Annotated in this window: 17 protein-coding genes and 1 pseudogene; 5 read left to right on the forward strand and 13 right to left on the reverse strand. The window is 43.6% G+C overall.

All coding sequences use genetic code 11. The annotated features are described in order from the left end of the window. Positions 1-2: 2 nt before the first annotated feature. Positions 3-2,050: pseudogene (locus EYR97_RS06230) on the forward strand (response regulator). A 41-nt stretch (positions 2,051-2,091) separates the two neighbouring features. Continuing rightward, complete coding sequence (locus tag EYR97_RS06235) at positions 2,092-2,673, forward strand: CC0125/CC1285 family lipoprotein (protein ID WP_131092948.1); 582 nt, start codon at positions 2,092-2,094, stop codon at positions 2,671-2,673. 71 nt (positions 2,674-2,744) lie between these two features. Here the strand turns inward: EYR97_RS06235 and EYR97_RS22235 are convergent, their stop codons facing one another. Together EYR97_RS22235 and EYR97_RS22240 are read right to left on the reverse strand one after the other, a co-directional pair. Further along, entirely contained in the window at positions 2,745-3,083 is a 339-nt protein-coding gene (locus EYR97_RS22235) for a YfbR-like 5'-deoxynucleotidase (protein ID WP_242634923.1), read from the reverse strand. Then, positions 3,061-3,399 (reverse strand): YfbR-like 5'-deoxynucleotidase, encoded by a 339-nt coding sequence (locus EYR97_RS22240; RefSeq protein WP_242634924.1) that lies wholly within the window; start codon positions 3,397-3,399, stop codon positions 3,061-3,063. Before EYR97_RS22240 ends, EYR97_RS22235 begins: the two co-directional genes overlap by 23 nt. A 286-nt stretch (positions 3,400-3,685) precedes the next feature. Between EYR97_RS22240 and EYR97_RS06245 the strand changes: the two genes are divergently transcribed. Together EYR97_RS06245 and EYR97_RS06250 are read left to right on the forward strand one after the other, a co-directional pair. Further along, positions 3,686-3,862 (forward strand): DUF1328 domain-containing protein, encoded by a 177-nt coding sequence (locus EYR97_RS06245; protein WP_131092949.1) that lies wholly within the window; start codon positions 3,686-3,688, stop codon positions 3,860-3,862. 37 nt (positions 3,863-3,899) lie between these two features. Further along, positions 3,900-4,094: a hypothetical protein gene (locus EYR97_RS06250; protein WP_131092950.1), complete on the forward strand. Its 195-nt coding sequence runs from the start codon at positions 3,900-3,902 to the stop codon at positions 4,092-4,094. An 86-nt stretch (positions 4,095-4,180) separates the two neighbouring features. Here EYR97_RS06250 and EYR97_RS06255 read toward each other — a convergent pair whose 3' ends face one another. The 7 genes from EYR97_RS06255 to EYR97_RS06285 form a co-directional block, all read right to left on the reverse strand. Next, positions 4,181-4,396, reverse strand: coding sequence for a hypothetical protein (locus EYR97_RS06255; RefSeq protein WP_131092951.1), 216 nt, complete (start codon positions 4,394-4,396; stop codon positions 4,181-4,183). Next, positions 4,397-7,219, reverse strand: a complete 2,823-nt coding sequence (locus EYR97_RS06260) for a DUF349 domain-containing protein (protein WP_131092952.1) — start codon at positions 7,217-7,219, stop codon at positions 4,397-4,399. Beyond that, entirely contained in the window at positions 7,209-7,502 is a 294-nt protein-coding gene (locus EYR97_RS06265) for a YeaC family protein (protein WP_131092953.1), read from the reverse strand. Before EYR97_RS06265 ends, EYR97_RS06260 begins: the two co-directional genes overlap by 11 nt. Beyond that, positions 7,503-7,829, reverse strand: coding sequence for a hypothetical protein (locus EYR97_RS06270; protein WP_131092954.1), 327 nt, complete (start codon positions 7,827-7,829; stop codon positions 7,503-7,505). Positions 7,830-8,068: 239 nt separating this feature from the next. Next, positions 8,069-9,733, reverse strand: a complete 1,665-nt coding sequence (locus EYR97_RS06275; protein ID WP_131092955.1) for a sodium:alanine symporter family protein — start codon at positions 9,731-9,733, stop codon at positions 8,069-8,071. Between the two features lie 114 nt (positions 9,734-9,847). Continuing rightward, positions 9,848-10,978 (reverse strand): M14-type cytosolic carboxypeptidase, encoded by a 1,131-nt coding sequence (locus EYR97_RS06280; RefSeq protein ID WP_131092956.1) that lies wholly within the window; start codon positions 10,976-10,978, stop codon positions 9,848-9,850. Between the two features lie 284 nt (positions 10,979-11,262). Continuing rightward, positions 11,263-12,708: a glyceraldehyde-3-phosphate dehydrogenase gene (locus EYR97_RS06285; RefSeq protein WP_131093169.1), complete on the reverse strand. Its 1,446-nt coding sequence runs from the start codon at positions 12,706-12,708 to the stop codon at positions 11,263-11,265. A 293-nt stretch (positions 12,709-13,001) separates the two neighbouring features. Here EYR97_RS06285 and EYR97_RS06290 point away from each other — a divergent pair, with 293 nt between their 5' ends. Continuing rightward, positions 13,002-13,799 carry a DUF2989 domain-containing protein gene (locus tag EYR97_RS06290; protein WP_242634925.1) on the forward strand — a complete coding sequence of 266 codons (798 nt, stop codon included), beginning with the start codon at positions 13,002-13,004 and terminating at the stop codon, positions 13,797-13,799. A 149-nt stretch (positions 13,800-13,948) separates the two neighbouring features. On the opposite strand, the gene msrB is transcribed toward EYR97_RS06290, so the two are convergent. The 4 genes from msrB to glgB all read right to left on the reverse strand — a co-directional run bounded on the left by msrB (position 13,949) and on the right by glgB (position 20,538). Continuing rightward, positions 13,949-14,362: a peptide-methionine (R)-S-oxide reductase MsrB gene (msrB, locus tag EYR97_RS06295; protein WP_131092957.1), complete on the reverse strand. Its 414-nt coding sequence runs from the start codon at positions 14,360-14,362 to the stop codon at positions 13,949-13,951. Positions 14,363-14,497: 135 nt separating this feature from the next. Then, complete coding sequence (gene gndA / locus EYR97_RS06300) at positions 14,498-16,051, reverse strand: NADP-dependent phosphogluconate dehydrogenase (protein WP_131092958.1); 1,554 nt, start codon at positions 16,049-16,051, stop codon at positions 14,498-14,500. Between the two features lie 124 nt (positions 16,052-16,175). Further along, positions 16,176-18,284 (reverse strand): glycogen debranching protein GlgX, encoded by a 2,109-nt coding sequence (glgX, locus tag EYR97_RS06305; protein ID WP_131092959.1) that lies wholly within the window; start codon positions 18,282-18,284, stop codon positions 16,176-16,178. A 64-nt stretch (positions 18,285-18,348) separates the two neighbouring features. Next, positions 18,349-20,538 carry a 1,4-alpha-glucan branching protein GlgB gene (glgB, locus tag EYR97_RS06310; protein ID WP_131092960.1) on the reverse strand — a complete coding sequence of 730 codons (2,190 nt, stop codon included), beginning with the start codon at positions 20,536-20,538 and terminating at the stop codon, positions 18,349-18,351. Positions 20,539-20,654: the final 116 nt, after the last annotated feature.

Genomic DNA, 20,654 nt, shown 5'->3' on the forward strand with positions numbered 1-20,654 from the left:
GGATGACAGAAGTTATTAAAATATTATTGGTTGAAGATGATGAAGATGATTACTTCTTAACTTCTGATTATCTAGCTCAATGTGAGTCACCGACATTTGAACTGACGTGGGTTACTAACAGTGGGAGCGCTGTAGAAGCGTTAAAAGCAAACCGTTTCGATTTGTGCCTGCTCGACTACCTGCTAGGTTCAGAGAACGCTATCGATGTCTTAGGCGTACTCAAAGCAAATCAAATTAACTTACCCGTTGTTATATTAACGGGTCAATCCGATGCTAGGGTTGATGAGTTGGTCATGCGTGCCGGTGCGGCAGATTACTTGCAAAAATCTGAAATTGAAACGCCTCGTTTCATGCGTACCATCCGTTACGCTATGGTTAGGCGTGACATAGAGAACGAAAAGCTAGAACGCAGCAAGGTCGAACAAAAAATAAGGCGAAAGACAAATTCTTAGCCCATCTTGGTCATGAGCTTAGAACGCCGTTAACCTCTATTCTTGGTTATACCGAACTTCTGCTAGATGATGTGCAAAGTAACCCTTACCAGCAAGAGCTTTCAATTATCCATTCCAATGGAAAACACTTATTGAGCTTACTGAATGATTTGCTGGATATGTCGCGGATAATGGCTGAAAAACTTGAGCTTAATATAAAAGAAGTCAACCTATCAGCTTTCTTAATAGATATTAATTCGTTAATGCGCCTGGATGTAAAGGACAAAGGTCTTAGCCTTCACCTTGTCGCTCGAACGCCCATTCCTGAATTTATTCAAACCGACCCAACACGCTTACGACAGGTTCTACTCAACTTAATCTCAAATGCAATAAAATTTACTGACACCGGCAGCATTACGCTGTTCGTTGAGCAATTTGAACGTAAAAACCATTCTCCTGCCTTGCGCTTTACCGTAGAAGACACAGGTATAGGCATGCCCGCAGACAAGTTGAAAAATATCTTTAAACCTTTCGAACAAATTGAAGATGTAATGCGCGCTAATCACGGCGGCGCAGGCCTTGGCTTGGCTATTTGTAAGGAGTTAGTGGGAAAATTAGGTGGTGACATTAACGTAACATCAACCCTTGGCGCTGGTAGTACTTTTACTTTTGATATCAACCCTGGAGACATTACCAAACAGCACTACGTTGAGCTATCGCTAAACCAAACGATGTCTATTGAATCTAGAAGCACAAAAATTGATGTAGGTGGAAAAGTACTGGTTGTAGATGATTTACGGGAAATTCGACGATTAACTGGTCATTTAGTTAGTCAGTCCGGTGCTGAAGTAAGCTATGCAGAGAACGGTGTAAAGGCACTTGAGGCAGCACTTGAATCTGAAGAGCGTCACCAACCATTCGACTTGATTTTAATGGATATTCACATGCCCGTAATGAATGGGTTAGAAGCGTTACAAGGTATACGCCGACATGGCAGTAAAATACCGGTCGTCGCAGTTACTGCCGCAAGCAGGAAGGGACTGAAAGCATCGCTATTGCGTGATGGCTTTAACGATGTCATTGAAAAACCCATCGACCGCCTTGCCCTCGCAAAAGTGTTAACGCGCTTTCTAGCAAGCCACTCCTCTTCATCAGAGAAGCTTCCCCAAGGTATCACCACCCGAGTAAGTCACTCAGGCAGTGAATTAGGCGAGCACTATTCAAAGGTTAACGATAGAAAAAGCGATAGCCATAAAGAATCGAATAACACGACGAAAAAACATATTTTAGTCGTTGAAGACGATGAGGATTCAGCACAGTTATTACAGCTTTTTTTATGTCACTTTGGACATACGGTTCATATTGAACATTGTGGTGAAGATGCAATAAAGGCTACCGAACTCGATGAATTCAATCATATTTTGATGGATCTCACCTTACCTGATTACAAGGGATATGATTTAGCGAAAGCGTTAAAAGCAAGACAACCACGTGCAGAAATCACTATTGTAAGCGGGCATGAAGCAAACCCTGACTTAATGCGAACAATTGGCATTGACCATGCGCTTCTAAAACCTGTCAGCAAAGAAGATCTCGCTGCTGTATTAGATGCTAACTAGCGCGTTTTTCACAAGCACGGCTATGAATCAAGGAAACTACTATGACTAAAAACCCATGTGCAAAATTGTTAACCAAGTGGATAAAGGCGACGTGTTTAGTGTTTGTAACAAGTTTAATACTGAGTGCGTGTTCATCGACCCCTGTTGCGGCGCCAACAAACTATAAAGCTGCAGTAAAAGACGGCTATGGGTATTCAAGTAAAAAACTGGATACAAACCGCTATCAGGTGCTTTTTAAGGCGACCGATAAGACACCGGCCGATACTATCCAGCAATACGCTGTGTACCATGCGGCCGAAATTGCCAGTAATAACAATTTCACTTTTCTTGAGATAGAAAAAACTGATGTGGAAAGAAAAGCAGTAATGGCCCGTGAGGTTGTTGTCAGTAACGATAAACCGCCAACGTTCAAAACAGACCAGCAGTGCACAATGTCAGGTTGTGAGGAAGTGGCGCAGCCTATGGCGGTCCCCGCAAGCAATGATATTGTTAAAACTCAAATTAATGACATTTATCTCACTATTACGGTAAAAATGGCGAAAGAGAAAGTTGCACTGGGTAAAAACGCACTTTCAGTGACAGAAATATTATCCCAGTCTCCAACATCTGAGAAAGCGAACTAAACGTCTAACTTTATACCAATCCGCATAGGAGTCTCCCCTCTCACAGTGAGCCAAACTCCTACGTGGATTGTTTATTGGTCGCTACTCTCTAAGTGCAGTGTATTGGCGCGCTCAATCCACTCCAAATCCTTAGTTTGCTCATCGAGGGTTCCTTTCGCATCCTCTAAAAATACCAAGCAAAAATAATCTACAGCAGGGATTTTTTCTCGATAGCGCTTGAGTTGTATTTCCATTTCCTGCATAGCATTTGAAAATTCAGAATTTGATTTAGACAGCTCGTAGTCGCACTTCAAATAGGCACACAGCACATCGGCGGCTTTTGCTAGCGTAACATGGTCGTCATCTTTATTTTGCTCAATTAGAGGGGTATACCTTGCCTGTAATGCTTCAGGCAGGGTTTTTATAAGCATGGTTTCGAAGCGCCGTTCCAAGTTTTTTTATGGCAGCAGTGGTTTCGGGATCATGATATTTAACCGGGCTAGGGATATCACTCATACCGGCGATTTCACTGCCTTCGTGAAAGATGGCCATGGCGGCTACGCGGTCGGGATCAATAGCCTCGCCATACACATCACAGGCAATCGCACCAAGCATATGGGCAACAAAAGACGCTTCATAAATATGTGTCGATAACATTTCTTCTTGGAATTGTGCCATCAAAGGCCAGCGTTTTACGTTTCTTGCTCTTTGCATTAAACCTATAAATGCAGAATGAGTGTTTGCCATAAGACATACTCCTTATACTTCTTATATGTCGTCTCATCAAAACACTATTTAGTGGTAATTGCCAGCCTCTAGCGCTTTACAATTGAAGGTATTGAGCCACTTCGATAACGCGGTGTGTAAAAAATGCAAAAACGCGTGTAACACTGCTAGTGATTAACGCTCATCCCCTACCTTAAAAAACTAACAAAAACATAAATTAACCATTATTAACAATAACTTAAAAAATTAGGCATAGTGCTCGCATAAGTATATGTGAAAGTAACGGAAGCAATATGAGGAGTTAGTTATGTTAGGTTGGGCAGTAACATTTTTCATTATAGCCATTATTGCTGCAGTTTTTGGTTTTGGTGGCATTGCCGGTGCAGCGACAGGAATTGCGCAGTTTTTGTTTTTTGTATTTATAGCACTACTGGTTATTTCTCTCATTGCTAACGCGCTGAGAGGTCGAGCGCCAAGAGCATAAGCAATAGTTTAATTTATTAGAGAAAAGGAGTAAGGATATGTTTTCATTTAAAAATTTAGCAAAGGTAGTATTAGCGTCAGCATTTGCCCTATCACTTGCCGCGTGTGGTGACGGTGAAGCGGAAGATGCAGGTGAAGAGCTTGACGAAATCATTACAGATGCAGGTAATGCAGTTGAAGATGCCTGTGAGGATGTTAAAGAAGGCGTTGATGCTAAAGATCAAGATTGCTAGTCAATCGACAAACAAAAGCCAGTCAAATTTGACTGGCTTTTGTGTTTTAGCCAATTCAGCTTCAGTTGATCATGCACTAATGAGCATTACACCTCTTCGCCACCTAAATCGCGGGCAAGGTCGTCAAGCGTAGCCAAAGTGGAATCAAAAGCCCCTAATATGTAACGATATTTCACACTTACGTGGTGATCGCTTCGGCCAAACTTTACTTTTAATGCTTCCGCATCTAAGTGCTTAACTGTGTTTAAAAAGCGATATGCAGCCATCTCTGACTCGAACCGAAATTCTACGCTATTTTCCATTTACGCCAGTACCTCTGGATGGGTATCCAGCACACTAACTACACGTTGCATCAAGCCTTTTTCTGCTTCATCCACTTCACCAAGTGCTAGCCAATCAGACAATATTTCTGCAGCAGAAGTAGACTCACCTTGTTCTAGTTTTGCTGTCATCATTTGAAGTTGAACACTTGAACGTATTGAAGCATCGGCGTCAGGACTTGGCATGTCCAAACTTACTTCTAACGCTACGGTTAACCATTGTCTGTCACGGGTTTGTGCACCATTATCCTTTTGCGCTTCCAGCACACTCACCCAGCGTCTGCCTAATGCCTCTTTCAGCTCTGCATTATCTTCACTAGACGCACTGTTTTGTGACTGGAGTAATGTTATGAGTGCTTGCGCACGACTACGCATATTTTGTACTCTCACATCTCGCTGTTTGGCGTGACGTTTATTTTCCAAAGCAGTCAATTGACGTTCTACTTTACCTTTCAAACTCTTAGGTAAGCTTTGCAAGCGTTCTGTAACCTCTCCAGTTAACGATGCAAGTTCACTGTCACTCGCATTCTCGTCAAGCTTTGCTATCTTGGCGAGCAGCGTATCGACCTCTTGATTTAGTGCATTATTCTGGGCTTTGCGATCAGCTTTTAGTTTCTCAAACACCGTATCATTCGCAGCCTTAAACTCAGCCCACAACTTACTTTCTTCTCGCTTTCCGGCGTGTCCTATGAGCTTCCACTTTGCTTGTAACGCCTGCGCACTATCTGCAGCACCTGTGGTATCGTCTAATTCAGCAAGTGCTTTGGCACTTTGTACAAGAGCACGTTTTTGCACTTGGTTTTCATTTTGCCAATGCGTCACTTTTTGTTGAAGTGGTGTTAATGCCTGTTTCCACTCATCTCTCAGCGCTTCGTAGATTTCTCGTTCTACTTGACCTGCACCGTGCCATTGCTTAGACAACTTATCACAGGCCTTCGCAAGTTCAGCTTCAGGCATTGCATCATCAAGCGCTTTAACTGATTCGATAAGCGCTTCACGTACTTTACGCGCTTCCAAACGTTTAGTATCTAGCTCGGCATAATATGCACGACAAGGCTCGAACGCCCGCTCTAAAGCTTCGTCAAACGCAGATTGTAACGCAGTATCTTCACCTGCTTCAGAAGTTACAGATGAAAGGGATATCCACTGCTTACGTAAATACTTAATCGCTTCACTGCGTGCTTTGATATTGTCCACGTCACTGTCAGCTAGTTTCTGCGCTTCCTCAATAAGAGCAGGTTTACGCGGCGCAGCTAAATAGCTTTGCCAACCTTCAAGCCTAGAAACATCCTCTTTCGTCTTCTGATAGCGTCTCTCAACACCACGCTGCGCGTCTTCACTTAGCGATTCATAGTTTTCTTGTAGCTTCTGGAATTTACTCATTGCCGCGCGAAATTTACCTTGAGCAATTAAGTTATCCACTACAGTCATCTGCTTTCTAAATTGCTTCAGTTCTTCGTTGCGCTGAGCGCTAATATTGCGCTCAAAAGCACTGACCTTTTTTACCGCAGATTTTTGTCTGGCGGCAAAATCTTTAGGCAAGCGTACAAGTTCAGAACTCAAGCCAAAATAAGTGTGCTTGGCTTGTTCAAATTGTTCGCGTACATCAGACATATCTTCAGGTGTACATTGAACATACTTGTCAGCAAGCTCTTCTAAGCTTTGTAGATGTATAGAAAGTTTTTGACCATATTGCTGCTGCAGTGAAAATCGTTCCAATTTATCATTGAGCGTTGAAACAAGATGCTTGATTTCACCTAACCGTTTGTCGCCTTTACTGTCAACGCCTAAGCGTTCAATTTGCTCAATGGTGGCTTCTACACCTCTAACACTTTCATTGACTGTTGCTACATCCGCTAACGTTGCATCGCAAAGCTTGTTATTAAATAGCCAATCAACCTGCCCAGACGCATGGGAAAGTTGTTGCTCACACAAGGCTTTGGTATTGGTCAACTCAGCTTCTTTTTGCTTCGCTTCCCACGCGGGTTTTATACGGGATACATATCGAGCAACTTGCTCTGATATACGGTTATATTTTTCTTCGAATGCCAGCTTCTCGTCACCGCCTAGACATGCAGACTCAGCAAACAGTGCTGACAGCTCGTTCTCAAGTTTTACCTGACGTTCTACAACCTCTTCAACATCCCCTTTTTCCAGCAAGGCTTGGTATTTAGAAAGGCTTAACGTAAGTTGTTTCTTCAGTTCAAGTGGCTTTTGTGCGGCAAGGTTAAGTGCGTCAATACGTGTCTCAATTGCGCTTTTCAACGCTACATCGTCAACTTTTTTCGCCAATTTCTGCAATGCATTGATGTCTGACTCGTCAGCTATCAGCTTTTGTTTCAACGCGTTGCTCTCACTGTTGTTAAAAACAAATTGAGTGAAAGAAGGCTTATCGACTTTGCCAATTAGTGTTTGCGCTAACCCGTCGTCATTGAGCAAACTTGTATCTTGCTCTACAATTTGCGTAATCAACTCTGCATTAGCCGTTTCTGTCAAGAATGCGGCTTTTTCACTATTACTTAGCACAACCCCATTTCGAGAAAGTAGAGCGTCGTTAACTTTTTTGTCAGCAATTTTCTTAATTTTAGGTGACTTAGCAATTTGTGACATTTTGAGCCACAGTGCAAAAATATTGAGCTTTTCAAGCGCTGCAATACTCACATTCACGTCATCATCATTAAATGCAAGTTCGTGAAGAATAGATTTCTCTTGTGCCTTTTCGGGTGACAAGCTTTCAATTGCCTGTAAACGTTTTTCTGGCTTTTGACTCGTGTGTGAAGGCGAAAATAATCGACTAAATATCATCCTGTTTAAACCGCGCTATAGTATTTTTATCATCGGGGGTATCTTGTAAAGCGCGTTTGAAGTCAGCTTTACTCTTGTGAACAATTTCACCACTCTCGCCTACTGTCATATGTTCTGATGACTTGGCAACTTTGGCTTGATAAAGCATCACAGCCTGCATACAGCTAGCTTTTTGCTCTTCATTTAATGGCGTCCCGTCAGGCCATTTTCCCGTTTCTACGGCATCGCTAAGACGCGCATAAATCTCTGGCGTCATGCTGGATAGAAGTGCTTCTATATTCATTTAGGAAAAACGCTTTATATAAACAATTCGCGCACGGTTGACTAAGTACCAAACAAAACCAGCCACTGCGCCTAATATTGCTAAATTGTGTTGTAGATCACCTGGGCGTGTTCCGCCCCAGTACATAAACCCAAAACTCGCTACAAAGATCAACATGGCCACCAACGACTGATTTTGGATACTTTGTAATTTTTGGAAACGTTGCAAACTTTGCTTGCGCTCAATGTCTTCTGATGTTGCATCACCAATTCTAAATTCACAATGAGGACACGTTTTCGCCTTGTCAGACGTTTTCTTATTACACGAAGGACAGTCAACTAATGCCATACGTTGCTCCTGTTTTTTTGGGTGCGAATGATTAACGACAAACACGCAATGTGTTCGACGCTTTTACGCGGAGAGGTATCATACTGAAGTTCATTACAACAATGAAGTCGAACTCGATAATTGCAATAAAAAATGCGTGAAAGGTATGTTCTCTCGATACACCTTCACACGCATCCTTGACGGTAAATACATTTAACTAAAATAGAAAGTTGCATTTACCTATTTATCAATATAAACGCTTATTTACCGTTTTTCTGACGAGACCAGTAATCGTTAACCGTCTCTTTCATTTCTTTACTAAGCATCATAATACCGAACAAGTTAGGTAGGGTCATAACGACAATAGCTACCGCAGACAATGCCCATACTAGCGTGGTATCTGAAAACGCAGCCCATACAAAACCAGCGACATAAATAACGCGATATGGCATTACCGAACGGGGACCAAGCAGATATGTCATGGCGCGATCACCATAATACGACCAGGCGATGGCCGTTGAGAATGCGAACAACATAAGACCAATGGACACTATATACTGACCAAAATCGCCAAAGAAGCCGCGTGTAAACGCAATAGTTGTCAACGCTGCTGAGTGAACCAATGACTTTCCGCTCACCTCTAGATTGTCTTTAATTGGCTTACCATTTTCAATTTTTAGGGTACCCGTAAATAAATCTTCACTACCCACAGAGTACTTAACATCTTCAGCAACAGAGCGAGCGTTTAGTAGCGTGAACCCGTCGCTTACCGCAGTACCATTTACCACTGTAATAGAACCGGTATAAGGTTCAACCTCATTACCTTCTATGTCATTTAAATAACCGTATAGTTTATTTACATCGTCTTGTTTAGCATCATCATACTGTCCTGCAACGAAAAACATATCCGAACGGTCGAAGACATTTTGATGCTTTTCTTTCCACACACCAGATGACAAGATCACCAAACCAGTCACGGTACAAATCAAAATGGTGTCGATGAACGGTTCAAGTAAAGACACCATACCTTCTGAAGCAGGCTCTTTGGTTTTCGCTGCTGCGTGAGCAATAGGCGCTGAACCCTGCCCCGCTTCATTTGAGAACAAACCGCGGTTTACGCCTCGGTTAAAGGCATAAGCTAATGATGCACCCAAGAAGCCTCCAGCCGCAGCAGAGCCAGTAAATGCATCGCCAATAACAGCGGTAAATGACGGACCTATGTTTTCTAAATTGGCAAAAATTACCGCCAATGCACCAATTAAGTATATTACCGCCATAACGGGAACAACACGCGCAGTAAACGCAGCGATACGTTGAATTCCGCCCAATATTACCAAGGCAAGTAAAATACCTAGCACACTGCCTACCATCCAAGGTTCAAAACCAAACGTGGCCTCGATGCTTTGTGCAATACCGTTACTTTGTGGCAGGTTACCCGTACCGAACGAACTCACAACAGTTGCAATAGCAAAGGCTACTGCTAACCATTTCATGTTTAGTCGACGATCCATGTAATACATAGGTCCACCGGCCATGGTGCCGTCTTCCGTTTTAACACGGTATTTATGCGATAAGGTCACTTCAACAAATTTTGTTGTCATACCTAAGAATGCTGTAACCCACATCCAGAAAAGCGCCGCAGGACCACCTAAGAATATTGCGAATGCAACACCTGATATGTTACCTGTACCTACCGTGCCCGACAGTGCCGTTGTTAACGCGCGAAAATGAGTGGTATCACCAGGGTCGCTTTCTTTGTCAAACTTACCGGTTACTACTTGCCACGCATGCTTGAAAAAGCGAATTTGTGGAAACTTGAGATAAATAGTGAAAAACAAGCCTACGCCCAACAGCACATAAGGAAACCAAAACGCGCCTCCTAGAAAGCTGTCTAACATCGTTAGAAAACCGTATAACCCTTCCAAGGTACTTCCCCTTTTTTATTATGATTAATTATTTATTGTGATTGTATTGTTTACAAAAAGGCCTCAATACTTCGAGGCCTTTTTTCGGAAGTTAAACACTTCCTATTTCTGTTGTTAGCCGTGTAGCTTCTTCACTACAGCGTTGACGGCAATCAATAAATCTTCACCTAATTGACGACTGCGCTGCACTGACCAACCATAAATATCATCAGGCACGTCAGCATTGTCTTTGAACGGCATTTCTACCGTGTAAGCCATACATTTGAATTTCTCACCAACGGCGTTTGACGCAACAGTAAGGTTTGCTTTGCCTGGCTCGTCTTTATCGTAGCCATAGGTATCTTGAAATTCAGGTGTAGCATTTAACAGTGCATTTTTAAACGTATCTTCAAGTGCTTTCATGTTGGCATCGTAACTAGGAATACCTTCACTTCCTGCAACAAAGTTGTACGGCAATGCCTCATCACCGTGCAAATCCAAGTACATATCTACACCAATCTCAGTCATTGCGTTTAATACATAGAGCACTTCTGGGCTCTTTTCTGCACTAGGTGTTGCCCATTCACGGTTTAAGTTAGTGCCTACAGCGTTTGTTCTCAGGTGACCACGTGCACTGCCATCTGGGTTCATGTTTGGTACAACATAGAACACCGCGTTATCAAGCAACTGTCGCGCCAAGCCATCTTGTTCATCTAACAAGCGATAAATTAGGCCTTCTGCACACCACTCAGCCATGGTTTCACCAGGATGCTGGCGAGCTGTAATCCATACCTTTTTCTTTTCCGGTGTTTCTTCACCAATTACAAGCAAAGACATATCGCGACCATCTAACGTCAAACCTAAGAAGCGATGTTCGCAAAGCAATGACATTTGCGCGTCGTGAACAAGGTCAAGATGACGCTCGTAGCTATAAGGAATGAAATAAGCAAAAAACACACTTGGCTGTTCTAAGGTTAGTGAGAACGTCAGGTTGTCACCGTCAAATTCACTGGGGATCCTAAACCATGTTTGGCGGTCGTATGACGCTAACACGTTATAGCCTTTCCACCCTTCTGGGTATGCTGATTTCGCAAGATTTTCAATTGTCATGCTGTGTGTGACAAATGCCTCGCCCACTAGGCGGAAATGAAACCACTGAGCAAATTCAGATTGATTGTCTTTTGGGATAACTAGACGTATATCGTCTGGTGATTCTGCGCTAACAACTTCAATGTTGCCGCTGTCAAATTGACTGGAAATATGCATAGACTGTCGTTTTCCTCATTATTTGTGCGCTAATTTAGCATAGACACTATTATAAATACCATGCGCGGTAAGCGGTTTATTAAGGATATTAGTGTCTATTGGCACTTAGTGAACAAATTTTACCCGCACTAAGTTAGAGCGTGCTGACCTTTCTCACTAACTTACTCAGTGCGGTTGGGTTAAAATAACCCCCGTAGGGCACTCAAGTAGAAGCAAAAAACCGACCTCACGGGTCGGTTTTTAAACAAGTAGATGATGGTTTACATCGACCTTATTTCGCTTTTCTACAACGGAAGTGTAGGAAAACTTAGACCAGCCATATCTCTTACTACGCGAAGTACCTGACAGCTGTAACCAAACTCATTGTCGTACCATACGTAAAGAGTAAGGCGATTATCTGCAGCAATAGTCGCTTGTGAGTCAACCACTGACGCAGCGCGAGAGCCTACTAGATCTGTTGACACAATCTCTTTACTTGCTGTGTAATCAATTTGGTGTTGTAACTTTGAGAACAGCGCCGTATCACGCAAAAACTCATTAACAGCAAGGCGATCAACTGAGGTTTTCAAGTTCAAGTTTAAAATAGCTAAAGACACGTTCGGTGTAGGTACACGAATGGCATTACCGGTTAACTTACCGGCTAATTTAGGATACGCTTTGGCTACCGCTTTAGCTGCACCAGTTTCGGTAATAACCATGTTCAATGGCGCACTGCGACCGCGGCGATCGCCTTTGTGATAGTTATCGATTAGGTTTTGATCGTTGGTGTAAGAATGCACGGTCTCTACGTGACCGTTTTCAATGCCATACTCTTCGTCTAGTGCTTTAAGTACAGGTGTAATAGCATTGGTTGTACAACTCGCCGCCGACACTATGGTATCTTCTGGCGTTACCTCATCATCGTTTACACCGTGTACAATGTTTTTGATATCACCTTTACCAGGGGCCGTAAGAATCGCTTTTGCCGCCCCCTTAGCTTTAAGGTGTAAACCTAGTCCATCGCGATCACGCCAAATACCTGTATTGTCGATAATAATTGCGTTATCAATACCATAGTGAGTGTAATCAACTTCGTCAGGGCTGTTTGCATAAATCACTTGAATGTACGAACCATTCGCTTTAAGCGCGTTGCGCTCGTGGTCAATAGTGATGCTACCGTTAAATGGGCCGTGAACAGAGTCGCGACGTAACAAGCTTGCGCGCTTCTCTAAGTCACCGTCGCGCCCACCGCGCACAACAATTGCGCGTAAACGTAGTTTGTTGTTTTTTCCTTGGCGTTCAATTAGCAAACGCGCAAGAAGTCGACCTATGCGGCCAAAACCATAGAGTACAACGTCCTGAGGTTTCTGATCGTCCTCTTTGTTGGCAACGTCATTTAGTTTTTCGTTGAGGTAGGCCGCAAGGTCTGTGTTGTCAACCGCAGAGCCGTAGTGAAAATCGAACGCGAGTTTACCAATATCAATTTGCGCTGGAGCAAGCTGCATGTTGCTCAAGACCTCTAAAATTGGGTAACTCTCACGTAAACGCAATTTAATCCCTTCGTGCAGGCGCACTTTGCGATGCGCTTTAATCACATCGATAGCACTGGCATTAAGTAGTGAGCGGCCATAGACTGAAATTTCAACTGCCTTATTGCGGTATAGTTTACCAATAAGGGGCAACATCATTTCTGCATATTCTTGACGCTCTTGCCAGCTACTTTGTAATTCCTGCTCAAACTGTTGATTCATGCTTCTGCCTTCATCGATATAGGTTAACTGCTGGGTTAATGACGCTTTGACTAGTCGCCACAAATAAAACGCCCAACAAAATTAATTACGCTTTAGTTTCACGTCAGCTTTTTATTATTTTTAGGGTACACTAGGTGAGGTTTCGCCTGACGGTGACGTGCAATATCTTAAATAAATGCGAGAGGATGACCAAATTGTTGATAAGTTTCATAATGCCCGTAAAAAACGCAGTCAGCGGCGTATTATTTAGTAAGTTTCCAACAAATTGGAGGTACGTCTGGCGTGGAACTTCATTGGGTTTTGTATCCCTTTTCGCCATAGTGGGATGCGGTGATTTATTCGAACCCACGATCAGCGAAATCTGCGAAGCTCATAGTGCAATGTGTTCGGATTTGAATTTGGATGCTCGCTGCCGCTTTCAACGCGCCGAAATTATACGCCTTCGTTACTACAACCAAGACAACCAAGACGATGCATATAAATATCCCCTGCTATTGGAATTTGAAGAGTATTTAACGTGCATTGAAGAGGCGCAGCACATTGAACACATCAAGCGCAAAGGTAAAGAAGCCACTCGCTTGAAAGGCGTTATTACCGCCCAACGAGAAATACAGCGCCTAAGTCGCGAAACCAAACAATCATCAGACCCCTATCTTACCTATTATCACTGGACGCGATTCAACGACGAGGCAGCATTTAAACGTTTTGAACAATACGCTCAGAGCAATCAGGTAAAAGATCCTGAACTGTTGGTATCACTTGCTTCTGTGCAAATCAAAACTGATCAACGGCGCACTGTCGACACACTATATCGAGCGCTAAGCCTTTATACTGATAGCGATGATATTGACATTGGCATATACCATTCCTTGGCGTCTATTGGCCTTGATATTGACAACTATCGCATGGCCTATGTGTGGTACGGTGTCGCTGAAGCATTTGATGACACGTTACCGCAAACGCAGCGCCAGCAATTAGGTGAGAAATACAGTTTGCCGGTAGATATTCTCGATAGCATCATCGATGAAATTGTCAGTGCATTAAACAGTAATACCTTTGATGCTAAGGCACTGAAACTGCAAAAGCTGTAGCTTTTTGAAATTTACTTTCAAATTTTACGATAAAAAACCGAAAAAACCGCCTTTTGTAGGCGGTTTTTTGTTTAATTCTGAAAGCGGGAACACAAAGCGGCTATTATTTAATCAGATGTTTACCTTATTCTTCTAACACCAAATTCCTACTAGCCCCTAATTTTCTCACTATTATCACTCTCAAACGTCATCGATACAGAGTTTACACAATAACGCTGACCCGTAGGTGCCGGACCATCGGGGAATACATGGCCTAAGTGCGAGCCACACTGTTTACAGAATATTTCTACTCTGCGCATACCGTGTGTTAAATCTTCACGATAATCCACGTTGCCATCATCTAACTGTTTGTAAAATGAAGGCCATCCACAACCGGCATCAAACTTAGTATCGGAGGGAAACAAAGGGGCTTCACAACATTTACACAAATATCGCCCACTTCGGGTTTCATCTAATAATACACCGGTAAATGGGCGCTCTGTTCCCGCCTCACGACACACACGGTACTCTTCATCGCTGAGCTTATTTACCCACTGTGCATCTTGATGTCTATCATCCGTCATGGCTTACCTCTTCATCATTAAAAAACGGTGCATTTGTTGCCAAATGCACCTTCTCGATATTACTCAATTTACTAAAGCGTGTTAACTGCTACTGAGTTTTATCTGCAATTGCTTTCACGCACTTGAAAAATACGATTACTTTTTAATAGCCGTTTGAGGTCTGGCAGGATCACTCCACTCAATGTGATACTTCTTACCTGCTGGCTTATCGACACGCTGATAGGTATGCGCGCCAAAATAGTCACGTTGACCTTGCAGCAAATTAGCCGGTAATACAGCGGTACGGTATGAGTCGTAATAACTCAATGCCGACATCATTGCCGGGCATGGCACACCTGCCAACGTAGCTTGAGCAATAGACTCACGCCAATCTGCTTGGTACTGAGTAATTTGCTCTGCAAAATAGGGGTCCATCAATAAGTTGGCCAGGTCTTCGTTATTCTCATAAGCTTGCGAAATTGATTGCAGGAATACTGCGCGAATAATACAACCGGCACGCCATATCTTAGCAATTTCACCAAACTCTAGCGACCAGCCGTGTTCTTTGCCTGCCATGGCCATTAATTGGAAGCCTTGAGCATAGGCACAGATTTTAGAACAATATAGGGCTTGCTCTAGCTTGTTTATAATTGAAACTTTTTCTTCATCGCTCAGGACAGGTGCTTCTGGGCCTGCAAGCACTTTACTAGCAGCTACACGCTCTTCTTTGAGGCTAGAAATACTACGTGCAAACACCGCTGATGTAATTGTTTGTGCTGGGCTTCCTACTTGCAATGCACTAACTGCTGTCCACAAGCCGGTACCTTTTTGCCCTGCTCTATCCAAAATAACATCCACAAGAGGCTGTTGTGTTTCTGGATCAAGCTGCTCCAAAACTTCCGCACTAATTTCCATAAGATAGCTATTAAGCTTACCTTCATTCCAACGACGGAATACTTCAGCAATCTCAGCTGGCGCCATATGTAAGGCTTGGCGCATTACATGGTAGGTTTCGCAAATTAGCTGCATATCGGCATACTCGATGCCATTGTGTACCATTTTAACGTAGTGACCCGCGCCCACAGGACCAATATAGGTGGCACATGGCTCACCTTCTTTAACAGGTTGTCCAGGAGTGTGGCTCTCTAGTGGTTTACCGGTTTGAGGGTCTACTTTTGCCGCTATCGACTTAAGTACAGGCTCAATACGTGTCCATGCATAAGGGTTGCCAGATGGCATAAGCGATGGACCAAAACGCGCGCCAACTTCTCCGCCTGATACCGCAGTAGAGAAAAAGATGAATTTACCTTTGTACTGTTCTTCACGTGCGACAGAGTCAGTCCATAAACTGTTGCCAGTATCAACGACTATATCGTCTGCGTGAATGCCTGCGTCGATTAAATGATTGCATACATGATCGACAGGATCGCCCGCTGGCACTGAAATGATGATAAGATGTGGGGCTTTTAATTTGCTCAAAAGTTCAGTGTAAGAACTGCACCCTTCAACACGAGGCTCTGCGTTTTCGCCTCTTTCACTCGCGTCTTTAGCGAGGATAGACTCGACTTTATTTTGATCTAAGTCGAAGCAAGCAACACGGTAACCGTGATCAACTAGGTTCATGGTAAGGTTACTACCCATTACCCCTAAACCGATAAAACCAATGTCACACGCGTTGTCGTCGTGCGAATTACCACCTTTATTTTGCATAGGAACACCCTCACATTTCAGATGGGAGCGCATGATACCACCTGTACTCATAAAGAACAGCCAAACTTCGACAATTTAGTACGGTATGCCGTATTTGTCACCAATGGTAAACGTTTATTCGCTGTTAACCTTCCATTTCTGCATAACTGAACAGTGTGAGTGACTTACCAGCTTGTAAAAATACCTTCTGTATACATATAGACGGCTGTTCTTCTAACGACGCATAACGCGTATCTAATTCCATCGTCCAGCCTGCACGGGGAACAGTACTTGGCAGGTGAAAACGCATGTCGTTGTCGCTGGCATTTATGCACAAGAACCAATGTTCAGGTTTGTTCCCCTGTGTTGCACACCCCTTTATTTCCACACCAAAGGTTTTATTGTGCAAGGCATTCCAATCTTCAGAGGCTTTGTCTGTACCATCGGGTTTGTACCAATTAATTTCTTTTACGTTGCGCGACAAAGTGTAAGGGTCATCGTGTAGTTTTAGCTCTTGAAGCAAAGCAGACGATTTTCTAAGTGAGATAACATAGCGACAAAAATCGAGAAAATCCTGTTTGCGTTTGTTCATTGACCAATCGAACCAGCTGATCGGGTTATCTTGGCAATATGCGTTATTGTTGCCATTTTGAGTGCGGCTTAACTCATCACCACCTAAAATATGCGGCGTACCTTGGGAAAACAATAAAGTGGCGAATAAGTTGCGTTTCTGGCGCTCCCGCATGGCAATAATGCGTTGCTTGTTGGTTTCGCCCTCTACACCATAATTAGCCGAAAGGTTATGGCCATGGCCATCTCGATTGTCTTCTAAGTTATCTAAATTATGGCGCTCGGCGTAAGTCACCATATCGTGAAGCGTAAAACCATCGTGATACGTCACGTTATTCACTGACGTGTTAATGTGACGGTGACCTTTGTGAAAAATATCCCTAGAGCCCATCAGTCTGGTGGCAAAATCTGCGGTTACGCCTGCATCTCCACGCCAAAAAGCGCGCACGGTATCGCGGTATTTATCATTTACCTCTAACCAAGGTGAAGGAAAGTTACCCACTTGGTATCCACCTGGGCCAATATCCCAAGGCTCTGCCAATAATACTTTGTCTTTTAATACTGGGTCGCTGCTTATTGCTCTTAGTAGCCCAGATTTTTTGTTGTATTGCTGTGGCTCGCGGCCTAAACAAACCGCCAAATCGAAGCGAAAACCATCAATACCAATTACACTTACCCAATAACGCATTGCATCTAAAATAAGCCCCATCATGTATGACTGTGATGTGTTGACCGTATTGCCACACCCTGAGTGGTTTGAGAACACCAACTCACCACTTTTAGACTGTTCAAATAAATAGGTTTGGTAAGGGCTGAAACCTTTAAATGACAATATAGGGCCACCGTGTCCCGCTTCAGCGGTATGGTTGAACACCACATCAACAATTACTTCAATACCGGCTTGGTGATAAGCTTCAACCATCTGTTTTAGCTCGCTCAACGCATCTGACACACCGTAACGCGGCTCAGGAGCAAAAAAGTTCACAGGGTTATACCCCCAATAATTGGTCAAGCCTTTGTCGGTAATAAATGGTTCGGGCATAAAAGAGCATAGCGGCATAAACTGAATGGTGGTTATACCCAAAGACTTTACATGCTCAATTACACTGGGGTGCGCAGCACCTAAAAATTTGCCCTGATGTGCTTTGGGTACATCAGGGTGCAGCTTGGTGAGCCCTTTCACATGAGCTTCGTAAACAATGCGTTGGTGGTTCTGTATATCCAATACAGTAACAGTCGACTCAGCATGTTTAGCGGATGACGGAGCGTACGCTTGCTCATCAATCACAATACACTTTGGCATCATGAATTGAGAGTCTCCTTCATATTGCCGTGCATCCCATTTTAGTGGGCGACTGAGCTTTTTGGCGTAAGGGTCAATTAACAACTTTTGCGTGGGATCGCTATGCAGTCGACTTTCACCCCGCTCAACCCGATAACCGTAATACTGACCAGCTTGAATACCTACAAAGAACCCATGCCACACATCACCGGTTTTCTCAGGCAACGGGATTTCTGTAGTAGCTTCTTCGGTGTCCTTATTGAAAAAACACAAGATAACCGCTTTTGCATCGGGGGCGTAGACAGCAAAGTTGCACCCGTCATCGTGCAAGCTTGCACCTAATGGAAGCGCTTTACCTGCACGATGTTCAACGTCTGTCTGATTATCGCTATATTCAATCACTTGTCTTTCTTACCTATCCGTTGTCGAAATCAACTACATCTAATTTACGCTCATCGACTTCACGTTACGCATCACATGTTACATAAAATACTGTGGATAGCGGAGGCAAATTTATCACTATGGAGTGCTTTCTGTCATTCCATGCAACAGGGCTACTTTTAACTTTGCTAAGTGTGCTGTATCCACTTCCCCAAAACGCCGCATCATCAGTATTCAATGCCAGAGTTAATTCACATGCATCATCCACACCGATCCTGAAGTTATCGCGAGGAATAGGCGTAAAATTAGAAATGACATACACCTTTTGCTTAGTCGTTTTTGCATTTCTAACAAACGACACCACACTTTGCTCTGCGTTATTGTGATCAATCCAAGTAAAACCTTGTGGTTGGTGATCTTGTTCATGTAATGCTGAAGTAGTGCGATACAAATGGTTTAGCGCTTTATAGAGCGCCTGAATGCCAGCGTGCTTCTCGAAGTTGAGCAGGTCCCAATCAAGGCCGCTGTCGTGGTTCCATTCGCGCGATTGGCCTAATTCATTGCCCATAAAATTAAGCTTTTTGCCTGGGTGGCCATACATAAAACCAGCGTAACAACGCAAATTCGCGGCCTGCTGCCATTCATCACCAGGCATTTTGTGAAGCATACTGCCTTTGCCGTGAACCACCTCATCGTGGGATATAGGTAACACAAAGTTCTCATCAAATGCGTATACCATGCTGAAAGTTATGTCGCCATGATGGTAGTTGCGATAGGCAGGATCCCTAGCAATGTAGTGCAAGGAGTCGTGCATCCAACCCATATTCCATTTAAAACCAAACCCAAGACCACCGTCAAAAACAGGGCGTGAGACTTTTGGGAAAGAAGTAGACTCTTCTGCAATGGTCATGGCATCCGGAAAGTGCTTGTACACCTCTTCGTTCATCCATCTAAGTAAACTAATAGCCTCGTAGTTTTCGTTACCGCCATCTACATTGGGGATCCATTCACCGTCATTACGTGAATAATCCAAATACAACATTGAAGCCACAGCATCAACGCGTAGCCCATCTACATGGAATTTATCAAGCCAAAACAGCGCATTGGCTACAAGGAATTGGCGCACAGTGTCTTTGCCAAAGTCATAAATGCAGGAATTCCAGTCAGGGTGCCACCCTTTTCGAGGATCTTCATATTCATACACACATGAGCCGTCAAAACGCGCAAGCCCATGCCCATCCTCTGGAAAGTGAGCAGGAACCCAATCGATGATCACACCAATGCCGGCTTGGTGACACTTATCAACAAAGTATTTAAAATCATCAGGGTTACCAAATCGGCTGGTAGGCGCAAACATCCCCACAGGCTGATATCCCCATGAACCGTCAAATGGAAACTCTGATACTGGTAATAATTCTAAATGGGTGTACCCCATGTCACTCACATAACCAATAAGATCATCAGCAAGTTCGCGATACGATAAATAACGTACGTCACTGTTTGCATCAGGGCGCTTCCACGACCCAAGATGTACTTCATAAATACTCATTGGGCGGCTGTATTTGTCGGCGTCGCGTGACGCCATCCAAGCACTGTCATTCCACTCATATGAACTGTGGTTATAAATCTTAGAGGCGTGTGAAGGGTATTGTTCAGCACTAAAGCCTAGCGGATCGGCTTTGTGAGGTAAGTCGTGCCCGTGAGCATCTTTCACTTGATATTTATAACGCTCGCCTTCAGCTACCCCAGGGACAAACAATACCCAATATCCCATAGAGGTTTTTTGCATTGGGTGAACACGACCATCCCATTGATTAAAATCACCAATTACAGAGACTGCGCTTGCGTTAGGTGCAAACACACAAAAACGTACACCATCAATACCCAGGCCATGTTGCGTCTCTATTCGGTGTAACTGAGCGCCAGCTTGCTTATATAAATTTTCTGGCGCAGTATCAATAAAGTGTACCGCATGATACGCCGCGTCTTTAAACTGATAGGGGTCGATGTAATCGAATTGATGCGCGCCGTCAGAGGCTATCACTTGATATATTTCATCGCGGCATTCTTCTGCCACAACAATTTCAAAAAGCCCACCGTTTGACACGGAGTTAAGAGAGATATCTGCAAGTGCAGGGTTTTGCCATTTTACAGTGACTGATGTCGCACCTGGTCGCCAAACGCGCACCAATAAAGCCTGATTATCGTCAACCATACCTAACTGCGTAAATGGCTGTGAACATGTTGCGTGTTCTAACTGCTGCACTAATTGCATTCGCTACTCCTATTAAAAACCCGCATAGACGCGGGTTTAATTTAGTAAAGCCTCACCTTTGACACTTTATCTTACTCGATTAAGAAGCGTTAAGTCACTCCTTTATTTTTCTAAGA

This window comes from Alteromonas sp. KUL42 (genome assembly GCF_006538325.1).
GTDB lineage: Bacteria > Pseudomonadota > Gammaproteobacteria > Enterobacterales > Alteromonadaceae > Alteromonas.

Bases quoted from the DNA above. Each gene is read 5' to 3' on its own strand.
- EYR97_RS06235 (WP_131092948.1), top strand. From the start codon at position 2,092: ATGACTAAAAACCCATGTGCAAAATTGTTAACCAAGTGGATAAAGGCG.
- EYR97_RS22235 (WP_242634923.1), bottom strand. From the start codon at position 3,083: ATGCTTATAAAAACCCTGCCTGAAGCATTACAGGCAAGGTATACCCCT.
- EYR97_RS22240 (WP_242634924.1), bottom strand. From the start codon at position 3,399: ATGGCAAACACTCATTCTGCATTTATAGGTTTAATGCAAAGAGCAAGA.
- EYR97_RS06245 (WP_131092949.1), top strand. From the start codon at position 3,686: ATGTTAGGTTGGGCAGTAACATTTTTCATTATAGCCATTATTGCTGCA.
- EYR97_RS06250 (WP_131092950.1), top strand. From the start codon at position 3,900: ATGTTTTCATTTAAAAATTTAGCAAAGGTAGTATTAGCGTCAGCATTT.
- EYR97_RS06255 (WP_131092951.1), bottom strand. From the start codon at position 4,396: ATGGAAAATAGCGTAGAATTTCGGTTCGAGTCAGAGATGGCTGCATAT.
- EYR97_RS06260 (WP_131092952.1), bottom strand. From the start codon at position 7,219: ATGATATTTAGTCGATTATTTTCGCCTTCACACACGAGTCAAAAGCCA.
- EYR97_RS06265 (WP_131092953.1), bottom strand. From the start codon at position 7,502: ATGAATATAGAAGCACTTCTATCCAGCATGACGCCAGAGATTTATGCG.
- EYR97_RS06270 (WP_131092954.1), bottom strand. From the start codon at position 7,829: ATGGCATTAGTTGACTGTCCTTCGTGTAATAAGAAAACGTCTGACAAG.
- EYR97_RS06280 (WP_131092956.1), bottom strand. From the start codon at position 10,978: ATGCATATTTCCAGTCAATTTGACAGCGGCAACATTGAAGTTGTTAGC.
- EYR97_RS06285 (WP_131093169.1), bottom strand. From the start codon at position 12,708: ATGAATCAACAGTTTGAGCAGGAATTACAAAGTAGCTGGCAAGAGCGT.
- msrB (WP_131092957.1), bottom strand. From the start codon at position 14,362: ATGACGGATGATAGACATCAAGATGCACAGTGGGTAAATAAGCTCAGC.
- gndA (WP_131092958.1), bottom strand. From the start codon at position 16,051: ATGCAAAATAAAGGTGGTAATTCGCACGACGACAACGCGTGTGACATT.
- glgB (WP_131092960.1), bottom strand. From the start codon at position 20,538: ATGCAATTAGTGCAGCAGTTAGAACACGCAACATGTTCACAGCCATTT.